Genomic DNA, 14124 nt, shown 5'->3' with positions numbered 1-14124 from the left:
ATGAAAATACCGTTTGATATTTCGCATTTTTATTTCCTTAATCAGTGGTTTTTATATATTCCAAAGCTTTTTCCAGGACTTCATCTTTTCCGTTTTTAAACCCTTCTATGCTGGGTTTTACAAGGATATCCGGAATGATGCCTATTCTCTGCGTTTCTCTTCCGTCCGGGTAATAAGCTCCAAGACCTGTGAACCGCGTATCAAGATCAGCAATTTTAAACATAATAACATCTCCGTTGGCTCCTGAAGTATTGCTTCCGATAATTTTTGCTTTCGGATGCTGCTTGAACATCATTGTTGTTGTTTCTGCCTGGCTTTGGGTATTCTCATCTACTAGAACGATTACATTTCCTTTATAGTATTCGGGATTCTTTCTGCCGGTAACATTTTTTCTGCTGTAAAATTTGCCCGGGTAGCTGGTGTCAGGAAAAGTAAACAGATAATAGATCGAAGGCTCAGGAAGCAGGAGATAGCTTAAAGGAATAATGGTTTGTTTCGGATAATTCCTAAGATCGAAAATAATAGATTTTGCAGAATTCAAATCTCCATACATTTCGTCCAAATCTTCCTTTTCTATGATTCCCATATTGACATAACCGATTTTCTTTTCCTCATCTATAAATTTCCACTTTCGGGGAGCCTGAATTTTTTCATGAATAATATCTCTGATAAGATAAGTTCTGGTTTTTATTTCCAGATTTTGTCCATCTCTTTCAACCTTTAAAGAAATAGAATCATTGTTGCTAAAGAGAAGCTTATCCTTTATTTTGCTGACTTTACCCCATGAGTTGGATGCAGGTACATATTTTCCTAAGATATTAATCATTTGAGGAATCGTTTTTCCTTCAATATCATAAATGACATCTCCTGTATGTAAAGGACTGTTGTTTTTGGGGCGGGTGTCTTTTATTTTTGTAATCACTAATTTTCCTTCAGTGTAGGAATATTCTACAGGGACTTTACGTTTGCCATATTGGCTAAGCTGAATTTCTTTTGACGAAAGATATGCATGTGAGTCATCTGTTTTGGTGACCAGCTCAGCCAGTGCCAAGTGATAATTTTCATCATTATCAATCAAAAGAAACTTGGAGATCATTTCGGTAAGAACGTAATTCCAGTTTTGATCAGTTTCATATTTATAAGGAAAAAAATACTCTACATAATTCCAATATCTGAATAACTCCAGTAAGCTGATTGTTTTGGATGTGAATTTTGAACCGTATGATTTTTCATTTCTGAAATATATTTTTCTTCCGCCTTTTCCCAAATAATGATTATCCTCAAGATTTCGGTTATTTTCAATGTAATGGAGTTTCTGAGATACTTCATTAGAGAAAATTTGAGCATTGTCAATCCAGCTCAAATCAAAATTTTTAAGAAAATACATTTTATTATCCTTTACTGAACATTCTTTGCAGGGTGGAACTTCACCAAGGCTGCCAATCCATTCAGAATAGAAATTATTCAGTGATTGTTTATCATTAATATTTTCAAGTTCATCTATTTTGTGAAAAAGCTGCTTGTCCCAGTTCAGATTTCCTTTGGCTACATGAGGATGATAATATTTTAAAAATCCCCATACTCTGCAGAGAGATTCCAGTTTCTGGGTCTCGGTTATAATTTGTGCAGAAAAATGTAAACTTAAAAATAATAAAAGGAAAAGAGAGTACTTTCTCATTAAAAATTACTGTGTTTTCTCTCTCAAAGATAGTCTTAAAATACAATAGTGGCAAACGCTTTTTAAGGAATAAACCAAGAACAGAGACAGGTTTTCTTTTAACATGAAATTAACCAGTTCTCAATTTTAAAATGCCTAACTTTGTTCCTAATATTGACGTTTCAATGCAGAATAAGCTAAAAATTATCAACGATCCTGTTCACGGATTTATCAAAATTCCACACGAAATTTTATTTGATATCATTGAGCACCCTTACTTTCAGAGATTGAGGAGAATAGGGCAGACAGGACTTTTGAACCTGATCTTTCCGGGAGCTACTCATACAAGATTTCATCATGCATTGGGGGCTATGCACCTGATGTTTACTGCGTTGGAAACATTGAAGCAGAAAGGAGTGAAAATTTCTGAGGAAGAAGAAAAAGGAGCGATGCTGGCTATTCTGATGCATGATATTGGTCATGGTCCGTTTTCTCATGCATTGGAAAGTATGCTGATGGATGACTGGCACCATGAAAATCTTTCTTTATTATTGATGAATAAACTGAATGAAGAATTTGAAGGCCAGCTTTCAATGGCTATTGAAATGTTTCAGGGAAAATATCATAGAAAATTTTTCAATCAGCTGATCTCTTCACAGTTGGATGTTGATCGTCTGGATTATTTGAAAAGAGACAGCTTTTTTACAGGAGTATCTGAAGGAAATATTAATACACAGAGAATTATTTCCATGATGAATGTATGTGAAGAAGGGGAGCTGGTGATTGATGCAAAAGGAATTTATTCTATTGAAAATTTTCTGACCGCCAGGATGTTTATGTACTGGCAGGTGTATTATCATAAAACTTCAGCTTTGGCAGAATTTCTTTTAGTCAAAATCCTTGAAAGAGCAAAATATCTGATTTCCCAAGGCACAGCGCTTCCTGCAACCGATAATCTGAAATATTTTTTATACCGTGAAAAGAGCGGTGCTACAGACGAAGATGTAGAAAGATTCACCAAGCTTGATGATAATGATGTGATCCAGGCGATGAAAGAATGGCAGAATTCGGATGACTTTGTTCTTTCATATTGGTGTAAATGCGTAATTCAGAGAAATTTACCTAAAACAATTATTTCATCACATCCTTTTGGAAAGGAAATAATTGATGAAAAAGTAAAAATTAGTAATGAATTTTTCGGAATCAATAATGGAAAAGAACTGGTTCACGAAATAAAGCGAAAACTTTTGCCGTATCATGCGGAGAAACAACCAATTTATTTATTGCATAAAAATGGTAAGAGAACAAGGCTTCATGAGTCAGAAGATCAGCTTTTATCAGGGTTAATTGTAAATAAAACAACCCGCTATATCCTTATGTTTCCAAGAGATATCTCCGGACTAGACTCTTAAATAATATTAAAATTTACGATCTGAAACCAAAAAATGTTTGCAAATTCTAGAATTTCTTATCTTTGCAGAATATGGAATTTACAGCTTCGCAAATTGCAAGTTTTATTGACGGAAAAATAATAGGTGACGAGAATGCACTTATTACAGGGGTTTCACCAATTGAAAATGGTGAATCAGGACATCTTTCTTTTATAGCACAAGATAGATTTTCTCATTTTTTGGATACCTCAAACTGCTCTGTTATTATAGTTTCGGAACAACTTCTGGATAAAAATAGTTATAACCCTACCTTAATCGTTGTAAAAGATGCCTATCTTTCTTTTCAGATTCTGATGAATTTATATCAGGAAATGCAGGGAAGAAAAGAAGGTGTTGAGGATGGTTCATCCATCCACGATACAGCTGTCATAGGAGATAAAGCCTATATCGGAGCATTTACGTATGTTTCTGAGAAAGCCAAAATCGGGGAAGGGTCACAGATCTATCCACATGTATATATAGGCAAAGGAGTAAAAATTGGTAAAAACTGTAAAATAGACAGTGGTGCCAGAATTTATGACTACTGTATTATTGGGGATAATTGTGTGATTCATTCCAATACGGTAATTGGAGGTGACGGTTTTGGTTTCCAGCCAACAGCCGAAGGCTTCAAAAAAATACCACAGCTTGGAAATGTAATCATTGAAGACGATGTAGAAATTGGTTCAAACTGTAGTATCGACAGAGCTACAATTGGTTCTACCATTATAGGAAAAGGTACTAAAATTGATAACCTGATTCAGATTGCCCACAATGTGAAAATTGGTCAGAATAATGTAATTGCTGCACAAGCGGGGATTGCTGGTTCTACCACTATTGGTGACTGGAACCAGATTGGTGGTCAGGTAGGAGTTGTAGGACATATCAAAATAGGAAATCAGGTGAAAATTCAGGCCCAGAGTGGCGTGAATTCCAGCGTTAATGATAGAGAAACATTGTATGGTTCACCAGCAATCAGCTACAATGACTATTTGAGAAGCTATGTTCATTTCAGGAACTTGCCTGGAATCGTAAACAGAATAAATAATCTTGAGAATAACTCAAAAGATAATACTAATGAGTGATATGCAAAAAACACTTCAGCAAGAGGTTACTCTTTCTGGAATTGGTCTTCACACTGGTAAAGAAGTAAAACTTACCATTAAACCTGCTAAAGAAAATACAGGTTTTGTATTTGTAAGAACAGACTTGGAGGGACATCCTCAGGTAGAAGCAGATGTAAATTATGTTGTAGCAACAGAAAGAGGAACTACATTAGAAAAATTAGGGGTAAAAATTACTACTTGCGAACACCTTTTAGCAGCTCTTGTTGGTTGTGATATTGATAACGCAGTTTTAGAAATGGACGCCTCAGAACCTCCTATTCTGGACGGATCTTCAAAGTACTTTGTGGAAGCTATCGAAAGTGTTGGAGTAGCAGAACAGAGCGTAGCAAGAGAATATCTTGTCGTAAAAGAAGTTCTTACTTACAGTGATCCGGCTACTGGTTCAGAAATCACAATCATTCCTTCAGATACTTACGAAGTAACAACAATGGTAGATTTTGGGACTAAAGTTTTAGGAACTCAGAATGCTACTCTTAAAAATATTTCAGAATTTAAAGACGAAATCTCATCAGCTAGAACATTTAGCTTCCTGCATGAATTGGAAATGCTTTTAGATCATGGTTTGATCAAAGGTGGAGATATTTCCAATGCTATTGTATATGTAGATAAAGATCTTACTCCTGAAACTACAGAAAAATTAAAGAAAGCCTTTGGAAAAGATAATGTATCCATCAGACCAAACGGTATTCTAGATAATCTTAATTTAAATTATCCTAACGAAGCAGCAAGACACAAATTACTGGATGTAATCGGTGACCTTGCTTTGGCAGGAGTAAAAATAAAAGGTAAAGTTATAGCCAACAAACCGGGACACTATGTGAATACTCAGTTTGCGAAAAAACTTAACCGCCAGTGGAAATTGCAAAAAAAGAAAAACGTTCCGGATTTTGACCTGACAAAAGAACCAGTATTCGATATCAACGGAATTATGAAGCTTATGCCTCACAGACCTCCGTTCTTATTGATTGATAAAGTTCTTGAACTTTCAGACTCTCACGTAGTAGGTTTGAAAAATGTTACCATGAACGAACCATTCTTTGTGGGACACTTCCCGAAAGAACCTGTAATGCCTGGAGTACTTCAGGTAGAAGCATTGGCTCAGACAGGAGGTATTCTTGTACTGGCAAGCGTTCCGGATCCTGAAAACTACTCTACTTATTTCATCAAAATTGATAAAGTGAAATTCAAGAGAAAAGTAATTCCGGGAGACACACTAATATTCAAAATTGAATTGATAGAGCCTATCAGAAGAGGAATTGTTCATATGCAGGGGTATGGATATGTAGGAGATGCAGTAGCAGTAGAAGCAGAGCTTATGGCTCAAGTTGCAAAAAATAAAGTTGATTAAATGATTCATCAATTAGCAGCCGTAGATAAACGTGCGAAAATCAGCAAAAATGTAATCGTAGAACCTTTTACTACAATTGCAGGGGATGTAGAAATTGGAGAAGGAACCTGGATTGGTCCTAATGTAACCATCATGGATGGTGCAAGAATAGGGAAGAACTGCAGGATATTTCCCGGGACTGTAATCTCTGCAATTCCCCAGGATCTGAAGTTTGATGGTGAAGATACTCAGGTAATTATAGGTGACGAAACCACAATCAGAGAGTGTGTTACGGTAAACAGAGGGACAAAAGCCCTGGGATTTACTAAAATAGGTGCTCACTGCCTTATTATGGCCACTTCGCACATTGCCCATGACTGCGTTATCGGAGATCACGTTATCATTGTAAACGGTTGTGGTATTGCAGGACACGTGGAAATTGGAGATTATACCGTAATGGGAGGTTTATCAGCTGTACATCAATTTGGTAAAATCGGGAAACATGTGATGATTTCAGGAGGAACCTTGGTAAGAAAAGATATTCCGCCTTACGTAAAAGTAGCGAGAGAGCCCATGTCTTATGCAGGGATCAATTCTGTTGGTTTAAGAAGAAGAGGATTTACCAATGAGAAAATCTTTGAAATTCAGAAAATCTACAGAGCGATCTTTCAAATGAAGATGAACGTTTCTCAGGCTATTTCTCATATTGAAAAAGAAATGCTTCCAACGGCTGAAAGAGATGAAATCTTACAGTTTATTCAAAACTCACCAAGAGGTATTGTAAAAGGATACGGAACCGGAAAGGATAGGGAATAATTTTAATAACAAATACTATCAGACTATGAAAAGTTTAATTGTACTTACGGCACTTTCTGCAACATCTTTTTTGTTTGGACAGCAAACAGAAAAGTCTGAAACCGGGAAAAAGGAAAAACCTTTTACCATAGAAAGAAAAATTTCTGAAGTACCTAATGATAGTATTGCAAAGAATAACTTAAATAGTATTCTGAAACAGAAAAATACCGGAAGTTCAATTTTAGGAACAACCGATCAGTATAAATCTGATCTTCAGATGAATGTAAACAGATTGAATAATAATGTGAATACGTTCAATAATAATACATTTAACAGAATGATGCCGCAAGGGCAGGGAATACAGTTTAATAAAAGAAAATAAATATCTACAAAATTAATGGCAACAAGTAACGATATCAGAAAAGGTCTTTGCATCGAATATAGCAATGATATTTTTAAAGTAATCGAATTTCTTCACGTAAAACCAGGAAAAGGACCTGCTTTCGTAAGAACAAAATTAAAATCAGTGACCAACGGAAAAGTAATTGATAACACTTTCTCTGCAGGACACAAAATTGATGAAGTAAAAGTAATCACAAGAAAGTTCCAGTATCTTTATGATGATGAGAACGGATTCCACTTCATGAACAATGATGACTTCTCTCAATTATACATCAACAAAGAAATGATCGAAAACGCTCAGTTTATGAAAGCTGGTGAAGAAGTAACAATCATTTTGAAAGAAGCTGATGAAACTCCACTTTCTGCTGAACTTCCACAGTCAGTATATCTGGATGTGATCGAAGCTGATCCGGGTGTAAAAGGAAACACTGCAACAAACGCTCTTAAAAACGCAATCGTTGAAACAGGAGCAAGAGTTATGGTTCCTTTGTTCATCGAACCGGGAGACAGAATTAAAGTAAGCACTGAAGACGGTAGCTACTTAGAAAGAGTAAAAGAATAAATAAAATTTACATAAATTCGGTTTGCATCAGCAGTCCGAATTTTGTTTTATAAGAAAATCTATTGTTATGAGATTCCATTCTCCGCAAAAGCTTAAAACGATTGCAGATTTAATAGGTTCAGCATTTGTTGGGCCTGAAGACTTTGAAGTATTGGGAACTAATGAAATTCACATGGTAAAACCTGGGGATATCGTTTTTGTGAACCATCCTAAATATTATGACAAAGCCTTAAACTCTGCAGCGACTATTATTTTGATTGATAAAGAAGTTGATTGCCCGGAAGGCAAGGCACTTTTAGTTTCCGATGACCCTTTCAGAGACTTTAATAAAATCAATACTCATTTTACCAGAATATATAATTTCACAGAAGAACTTCACGATGTTGAAATAGGAGAAGGTACAAAGATTCACTCTTCAGCAGTGATTGGAAACAATGTGAAAATCGGAAAAAATACCCTTATCTTCCCTAATGTTGTCATTGGTGACCGTACAGAAATCGGAGATAATGTCATTATCCAGTCCAATACAGTTTTAGGAGGTGATGCGTTTTATTACAGAAAATTAAACGGAAATTTTGACCGTCTGATTTCGGTAGGAAATGTGATCATCGAAAACAATGTAGAGATAGGAAATGGCTGTACCATTGACAGAGGTGTTACAGACTCTACCATTATTGGAGAGGGCTCTGTTTTGGATAACCAGATTCAAATCGGACACGATACCGTTATCGGAAAAAAGTGTCTGATTGCCTCTCAGGTAGGAATTGCAGGATGTTGTATCATAGGAGATGAGGTGACATTATGGGGGCAGGTAGGAATTGCTTCCGGGAACAAAATTGAGTCAGGATCTGTGCTTTTAGGGAAAACCGGAGTGAACAGAGACCTTGAAAAAGGAACCTATATCGGAATGTTTGCAGAAGATTTTAAAACTTATCTTAAAAAAGAAGTAAAGCTGAGAAATCTCAAATAAACAATTCCAAAGGTTTTATCCAAAATCAAAGAAATTTAAGTAAATTTGTGAGCATTAATAAAATAATAAATAAATTAAAACAACAATAAAATGTCAATTTTAGTAAACAAAGATTCTAAAGTAATTGTACAAGGATTTACAGGGAACGAAGGAACTTTCCACGCTGGTCAGATGATTGAATACGGAACAAACGTAGTAGGTGGTGTTACTCCAGGAAAAGGAGGCAGCGAGCACTTAGGAAAACCGGTATTTAATACAGTTGCTGACGCTGTTGAAAAAGCAGGAGCAAATGTAAGTATCATTTTCGTACCACCGGCATTCGCAGCAGACGCTATCATGGAAGCTGCTGAAGCAGGAATCAAAGTGATTGTATGTATTACTGAAGGTATTCCTGTAGCTGATATGGTAAAAGTAAAATCTTACATCGCAGACAGAGACTGCAGATTAATCGGACCAAACTGCCCTGGAATTATTACTTCTGAAGAAGCTAAAATTGGTATTATGCCAGGTTTCGTTTTCAAAAAAGGTAAAGTAGGTATCGTTTCAAAATCAGGTACTCTTACTTACGAAGCTGCTGATCAGGTAGTAAGAGCAGGTTACGGTATCTCTACTGCTATTGGTATTGGTGGTGACCCAATTATCGGAACTACTACAAGAGAAGCATTAGAGCTATTTATCAACGATCCTGAAACTGAAGCGGTTGTAATGATCGGTGAAATTGGTGGAGGTCTTGAAGCTGAAGCTGCAAGATGGTATAAAGCAAGCGGATCTAATAAGCCGGTTGTAGGATTCATCGCTGGACAAACTGCTCCAAAAGGAAGAACTATGGGGCACGCAGGTGCTATCGTAGGTGGTGCTGAAGATACAGCTCAGGCAAAAATGGAAATCATGAGAGAAAACGGTATCAACGTTGTTGACTCTCCTGCTGATATCGGTGCTACTGTAGCAAAAATCCTAGGATAAAATATAAAACCAAAACATATGAAAAAACTTTTATTAGCCTCAGCACTTACTCTTTCTGCTTTATCTTTTGCACAAGTGCAATGGGGAAGTACAAGATTTGGTGTTACAGGCGGCCTAAACTACTCCAGAGTATCAAATGCCCATAACCCTTCGGGCCCAAGATATACTTTTCAAGCTGGAGCTTTGGCATTGATCCCCGTAGGGAAGACAAACCAATTCTTTATTCAACCGGAAGTTCTGTATTATGGTGCAGGAGAAACAGGGAAAGATAAAGATGCTAAAGGGGTAAGCGGTTACGATGCTGTATATGCAAATAACTACCTAAGTGTACCTCTGTATTTCAAAGGATATTTTTCAGAAGCTGAATCAGAATTCTTTGGATTATTAGGACCTAGATTTAACTTTTTACTAAACCAAAATGTTAAAGATGTTCCTGTAAGCAGACCTTACTATGATCCGAACGTTACTGATCCTAACCAGCCGGCAGGTGTAAACGGAAAAGCAAAAAGCTTTAACTGGGGATTAGGTTTAGGAATAGGATATAGCTACAAAAGACAACTTGAAGTTGCTATAAAATATGACTTAGGTCTTGGTGATACTTACCCAGGTCTTAAGAAAGAAACAAAAGGTACTGATAAGAAAAAATCAGAACAGGTATTGGCTCTTACCTTAAGCTACATATTCCAATAGAATATTATTTCAAAATAAAAAATCCCGGAAACGTTAGTTTCCGGGATTTTTTTGTTTATATGTTTTTATATTAAATTATCCTTTTATCCACTTCCAAAGCTCTTTCATGGTAGCTTTATTTCCATACATCAGAATACCTACACGATAGATCTTTCCCGCCAGGAAGATCATAAAAATAGTAGTTGCCAGTAACAATACAATAGATAATACAATCTGCCATATAGGAACTCCAAACGGAATTCTGGCAATCATTGCAACGGGTGATGTAAACGGAATGATCGACAGCCAGAAACCTAATGGTCCGTCCGGATTGTTCATTAATGTGAAACTTCCATACATCCCTAATGTTAATGGTAAAATTGCAAATAAAGTGAATTGCTGTGTTTCTGTTTCATTATCCACAGCAGAACCAATTGCGGCATAAATAGAACTGTAAAAAATATATCCTAAAAGGAAGTAAACGATGAATACAAAGATAATCAGTGGGAAATTCAGTTCCAGTAAACTATGAGAAATCTGGGTAGCAAGCTGTCCCATATCCAGTTTACCCGCAAGTTCCTCGCTTCCTCCCGGAATATTCTTCTGAAGAGGAGAGAAGCCTGTATTTAAAACCAATGCTCCTATTACAGACATCGTGATCCAGATCAGAAACTGTGTCAGGGCAACCATTGTTACTCCCAGAATCTTACCCATCATCAGTTCAAAAGGCTTTACAGAAGAAATGATGATCTCTACAACACGGTTGTTTTTTTCTTCAAGCACACTTCGCATTACCCTTACCCCATAAATAATGATAAACATAAAAGTAACATACATCAATACCATGCTCAGCCCGGATTTCACACCAAAAGCAAGATCAGAATCTTCTTTATTATTATCGGTAACATTGATGGTTTTTAATGTGAAGCCTTTGTCAAGATCATTCAGCTGGGTCTCCTGGATACCCAGTTGCTTGATTTTTTCTTTTTTAAGAATATCGCTGATGTCAGAAACGATTTTCTGCTTTGTATCAAATCCTATTTTACTGTTGATCACTAATCTTGTGTCCTTTTCAAGGGCATCAAAATTTTGATTTTTAAGCTCAGGAAGAATCAAAATACCATCCAGAGATTCATTTCCTTTTAAGTTGTTGATCTTAGATTTTTCATCTGCAGCAGAAACAAAAACGTAATTTAATTTATCATTAGACTTCAGCTGATTGGTAAACAATCCGCTTTTATCAACTACTTCTATGATGCTATGAGACTCATTCGCTTTAAACATCAATCCGATCACCGCTCCAAAAGCAATAATCATTACTGGTGCAAGCAGCGTCAATATAATGAAAGATTTTTTCTTAACCTGTGTAAGAAACTCTCTTTTGGTAATTAAAAAAATATTATTCATAAAATTAAGAATGGTTACTTACAGCGTTAATAAACACCTCATTCATACTAGGAATTCTTTCGTCGAATGACCTCACTTTACCTACCTGCACAAGATCAAGAAGAACATTATTCTGGCTTTCTTCATTTTTCAGGTCAAAAGAAACAAGGTTATTTTCATTGGATAAATTAAAAATATCATACTTGCTTTTGAAACTGTCAAACTGATCGTTGCTTACTTCAGAAAGGGTAACTCCAAAAATATTTTTTTTGAATTTTTCTCTTACGTCAAAAACCCTTCCGTCAATAATCTTTTTAGAATTGTTGATCAAAGCAACATAATCACACATTTCTTCCACACTTTCCATTCTATGGGTAGAAAGAATAATAGTTGTTCCGTTATTTTTAAGATCAATGATCTGATCTTTGATTAAATTAGCATTTACAGGGTCAAAACCTGAAAAAGGTTCATCAAGAATTAAAAGATGAGGTCTGTGAAGAACGGTAACTACAAACTGAATCTTCTGTGCCATTCCTTTAGACAGTTCGGAAAGCTTTTTCTTCCACCATTGATCAATGTGCAGCTTTTCAAACCATTTTTTAGCTTCATTCTGAGCATCACTTTTACTCATCCCTTTCAGTTCTCCAAAATATAGAATCTGGTCACCAACACTCATGTTTTTGTACAATCCTCTTTCTTCGGGCATATAACCAATGTCTTTGATGTGAGTGGGATTCAGTTTTTCTCCATTGATGAAGATATCTCCTGAGTCGGCCTGAGTAATTTGGTTGATGATACGGATAAAAGAAGTTTTTCCGGCTCCGTTGGGACCTAAAAGACCATAAATACTGCCTTTCGGGACATGGATGCTGAAATCATCCAGTGCGACCTTTTTACCGGCATTATAGGTCTTTTTAATATGTTCAGCTTTTAACATTAAAATTGTTCTTTTTACTATTAGTATTAAAAAGTCCCGAAAGTTACGGAAATATTAAAACAGAATTAATGTAAAAAGAAAAAATCCTGATGATTATCAGGATTTTAATTTATTGTTTTACGATTTGAGTAACTTTCTGCGTGTTGTCACTTAAAATATAGCGTATCATATATTTTCCGGGCTTTAATTTTTCAATATTAATCTCACCGGAATTCATGTTTACTGTATAACTGGCAACCTGCATACCCAAAATTGAATAAAAAGTTACACTCTTGATCTTTAAAGAAGGATCTTTTGCCTTAACGATAAGGAAATCCTTTGCAGGATTTGGATAGGCAAGCAACACCCCATCATCTGCCTTTTGAGTGATGGAACCCGGCTCTCTAAGCTGAGCTTTTAAATTGTTGGAAAATCCAACAAAAGTGCCTACAAATAGAAATAAAAGTAAAAGTTTTTTCATCAAATTTATAATTTCTCGAATATATATAACAAATATAATAAATTCTACAATTTCATACAATAGTTTTTTGTAGAACTTATATTAAATTTGTAGAAACTTATTCAAAAAGTATTCCAAAATGATACATTCAAGAAATAGAAGACTTAGAGTTAATGAATCTATCAGAAGTTTGGTAAGAGAAAATGTGCTTACAACTGATGATTTTGTAATGCCGATCTTCGTAATGGAGGGCGAAAACAAGCAGGAGGCAATCCCGTCTATGCCGGGAATTTTTAGGCGGAGTATAGATTTAACAGTGAAGGAATGTAAGGAATTATTTTCTTTGGGTGTAAAAGCTGTCAATTTGTACATGAAGGTGTCAGAACATCTGAAAGACAATACAGGAAAAGAAGCATGGAACAAAGACGGATTAATGCAGAACACCATCAAAGCCATCAAAGATGCCGTTCCGGGCATGATCGTAATGCCGGATGTAGCGTTGGATCCTTATTCAATTTACGGGCACGATGGAATCATTGAAAACGGAAAAGTTTTAAATGATGCTACCAATGACGCACTGGCAAGAATGTCAGTATCTCATGCAGAAGCAGGAGCAGATCTTGTAGCTCCAAGTGATATGATGGACGGAAGAGTGCAGATCATTCGTGAAGCATTGGAAGAAAGCGGTTTTACAGATGTAGGAATTGTAAGCTATGCTGCCAAATATGCAAGTTCTTTCTATGGACCTTTCAGAAGCGCTCTAGACAGTGCTCCGAAAGATGATATGGAAATTCCAAAAGATAAAAAGACTTATCAGATGGACTTCCATAATACCCGTGAAGCATTAAATGAAGTTTTCAAAGATATTCATGAAGGAGCAGATGTGATCATGATCAAACCAGGTCTTCCTTACCTGGATATCGTTTCCAAAGTACGTGAAGCTATTGATCTTCCGATTGCAGTTTATAACGTAAGTGGAGAATATGCCATGGTAAAAGCGGCTGCCCAAAACGGATGGCTTGATAATGACAAAACGATCATCGAGAGCTTAACATGTTTCAAAAGAGCAGGAGCAGATATGATCTTTACTTATTTTGCAAAGGAAGCGGCTATCTTGTTGAATAAATAAGACTTATAGAATCGTTGAACAGGATATAAACGTTAATGTTAAGTTAATAGTCTCCATCAGGAACTTTCACGTAGATAAAACTGCTATTTTTGAGTTAAACTAATTTCGAGAAACGAAATAATTAAAACATCAAAAAAATTATTTATGAGAAATCTTAAAAAAATTGAGAGAAATCAATTGAAAGAAATCAAAGGAGGAGAAGTGATTATTGATAATCCAAATTGTGGAACATGGTGCAAAGATATCTGGTATCCATGTGTTATGGAGCATTTAGCTTGTCCGGATTAAACGCATTCAATAAAGAAAAATAGATAGGCTGTTCCGATAAGAA

Annotated in this window: 15 protein-coding genes; 11 read left to right on the top strand and 4 right to left on the bottom strand. The window is 35.9% G+C overall.

All coding sequences use genetic code 11. The annotated features are described in order from the left end of the window. Nucleotides 1-37: 37 nt before the first annotated feature. Complete coding sequence (locus CQ046_RS03915) at nucleotides 38-1678, bottom strand: S41 family peptidase (RefSeq protein WP_105701015.1); 1641 nt, start codon at nucleotides 1676-1678, stop codon at nucleotides 38-40. A gap of 164 nt (nucleotides 1679-1842) precedes the next feature. Here CQ046_RS03915 and CQ046_RS03910 point away from each other — a divergent pair, with 164 nt between their 5' ends. From CQ046_RS03910 to CQ046_RS03870, 9 genes are all read left to right on the top strand, one after another. Continuing rightward, nucleotides 1843-3069 (top strand): HD domain-containing protein, encoded by a 1227-nt coding sequence (locus CQ046_RS03910; protein ID WP_105701134.1) that lies wholly within the window; start codon nucleotides 1843-1845, stop codon nucleotides 3067-3069. A gap of 71 nt (nucleotides 3070-3140) precedes the next feature. Further along, nucleotides 3141-4172, top strand: a complete 1032-nt coding sequence (lpxD, locus tag CQ046_RS03905; RefSeq protein WP_105701014.1) for a UDP-3-O-(3-hydroxymyristoyl)glucosamine N-acyltransferase — start codon at nucleotides 3141-3143, stop codon at nucleotides 4170-4172. Then, nucleotides 4165-5562, top strand: coding sequence for a bifunctional UDP-3-O-[3-hydroxymyristoyl] N-acetylglucosamine deacetylase/3-hydroxyacyl-ACP dehydratase (locus CQ046_RS03900; RefSeq protein WP_089689994.1), 1398 nt, complete (start codon nucleotides 4165-4167; stop codon nucleotides 5560-5562). Before lpxD ends, CQ046_RS03900 begins: the two co-directional genes overlap by 8 nt. Beyond that, a complete protein-coding gene (lpxA, locus tag CQ046_RS03895; RefSeq protein ID WP_105701013.1) occupies nucleotides 5563-6357 on the top strand; it encodes an acyl-ACP--UDP-N-acetylglucosamine O-acyltransferase in 795 nt (264 codons plus the stop codon). 25 nt (nucleotides 6358-6382) lie between these two features. Continuing rightward, nucleotides 6383-6718 (top strand): hypothetical protein, encoded by a 336-nt coding sequence (locus tag CQ046_RS03890; protein WP_228406873.1) that lies wholly within the window; start codon nucleotides 6383-6385, stop codon nucleotides 6716-6718. A 15-nt stretch (nucleotides 6719-6733) separates the two neighbouring features. Further along, nucleotides 6734-7300, top strand: a complete 567-nt coding sequence (gene efp, locus CQ046_RS03885; RefSeq protein ID WP_105701012.1) for an elongation factor P — start codon at nucleotides 6734-6736, stop codon at nucleotides 7298-7300. Between the two features lie 67 nt (nucleotides 7301-7367). Further along, on the top strand, nucleotides 7368-8270 hold the full coding sequence (locus tag CQ046_RS03880; RefSeq protein ID WP_076596573.1) for an LpxD N-terminal domain-containing protein: 903 nt from the start codon (nucleotides 7368-7370) through the stop codon (nucleotides 8268-8270). Nucleotides 8271-8360: 90 nt separating this feature from the next. Continuing rightward, nucleotides 8361-9233, top strand: a complete 873-nt coding sequence (gene sucD / locus CQ046_RS03875; protein ID WP_047378735.1) for a succinate--CoA ligase subunit alpha — start codon at nucleotides 8361-8363, stop codon at nucleotides 9231-9233. An 18-nt stretch (nucleotides 9234-9251) separates the two neighbouring features. Then, entirely contained in the window at nucleotides 9252-9923 is a 672-nt protein-coding gene (locus CQ046_RS03870; protein ID WP_105701011.1) for a porin family protein, read from the top strand. Nucleotides 9924-9998: 75 nt separating this feature from the next. On the opposite strand, the gene CQ046_RS03865 is transcribed toward CQ046_RS03870, so the two are convergent. The 3 genes from CQ046_RS03865 to CQ046_RS03855 all read right to left on the bottom strand — a co-directional run bounded on the left by CQ046_RS03865 (nucleotide 9999) and on the right by CQ046_RS03855 (nucleotide 12685). Continuing rightward, the gene (locus tag CQ046_RS03865) at nucleotides 9999-11309 is read right to left on the bottom strand and encodes an ABC transporter permease (RefSeq protein WP_105701010.1); all 1311 of its coding nucleotides are present in this window, start codon (nucleotides 11307-11309) and stop codon (nucleotides 9999-10001) included. Between the two features lie 4 nt (nucleotides 11310-11313). Then, nucleotides 11314-12225, bottom strand: a complete 912-nt coding sequence (locus tag CQ046_RS03860) for an ABC transporter ATP-binding protein (RefSeq protein WP_105701009.1) — start codon at nucleotides 12223-12225, stop codon at nucleotides 11314-11316. A gap of 109 nt (nucleotides 12226-12334) precedes the next feature. Further along, the gene (locus tag CQ046_RS03855; protein ID WP_105701008.1) at nucleotides 12335-12685 is read right to left on the bottom strand and encodes a T9SS type A sorting domain-containing protein; all 351 of its coding nucleotides are present in this window, start codon (nucleotides 12683-12685) and stop codon (nucleotides 12335-12337) included. Between the two features lie 118 nt (nucleotides 12686-12803). Between CQ046_RS03855 and hemB the strand changes: the two genes are divergently transcribed. Together hemB and CQ046_RS23505 are read left to right on the top strand one after the other, a co-directional pair. Then, nucleotides 12804-13793 (top strand): porphobilinogen synthase, encoded by a 990-nt coding sequence (hemB, locus tag CQ046_RS03850; protein ID WP_105701007.1) that lies wholly within the window; start codon nucleotides 12804-12806, stop codon nucleotides 13791-13793. A gap of 144 nt (nucleotides 13794-13937) precedes the next feature. Next, nucleotides 13938-14081 (top strand): bacteriocin-like protein, encoded by a 144-nt coding sequence (locus CQ046_RS23505; protein WP_165790457.1) that lies wholly within the window; start codon nucleotides 13938-13940, stop codon nucleotides 14079-14081. Nucleotides 14082-14124: the final 43 nt, after the last annotated feature.

Origin of the sequence: Chryseobacterium sp. MYb7, from assembly GCF_002979455.1 — a bacterium.
Classification (GTDB): Bacteria; Bacteroidota; Bacteroidia; order Flavobacteriales; family Weeksellaceae; genus Chryseobacterium.
This window is presented reverse-complemented; position numbering and strand designations above follow the sequence as displayed.